General features: G+C 52.8%; 1 pseudogene. It reads right to left on the minus strand.

Features of this window, described 5'->3' with window-relative positions:
- Window positions 1-595: pseudogene (locus B2X00_RS03425) on the minus strand (Fe/S-dependent 2-methylisocitrate dehydratase AcnD); the annotation flags it as partial.

A 595-nucleotide genomic window follows, 5' to 3' on the forward strand; every position in this document is an offset into this window, starting at 1 on the left:
GTTAGTACGGTGAATACGCTCAAAACCTTCGGCAACAATGACTTCAACACCCGCTAAGCGCACACCTTTTGCCGCCCAGTCGCGTGACGAGCCCTGACCGTAGTCTGCACCAGCGACAATAATCAGCGGCTGTTTGTTTTCCATATAGTGTTCAATGGCTTCCCACATGCGCACGGTTTTACCTTCCGGCTCAATGCGTGCCAGCGAGCCCTGAATGACTTTACCGTCTTCGCCTTTCACCATTTCATTAAACAGTTTCGGGTTAGCAAAGGTCGCGCGCTGCGCTGTTAAATGGTCGCCACGATGCGTTGCGTAAGAGTTAAAGTCCTCTTCAGGGACGTTCATTTTAGTTAAGTATTCACCCGCAGCACTACTTGCCATAATAGCGTTTGAAGGCGATAAATGATCCGTTGTAATGTTATCGCCAAGTACAGCAAGGGCGCGCATGCCGGTCATGGTGCGCTCACCTGCAAGGGCGCGCATGCCGGTCATGGTGCGCTCACCTGCAAGGGCGCCTTCCCAGTATGGCGGGCGGCGAATATAGGTGCTTTGCTCGCGCCAATTGTATAGCGGGTCGTTGTCTTCACCGTAATCT

The organism is Idiomarina sp. UBA3162, from assembly GCF_002364475.1.
Taxonomy (GTDB): domain Bacteria; phylum Pseudomonadota; class Gammaproteobacteria; order Enterobacterales; family Alteromonadaceae; genus Idiomarina.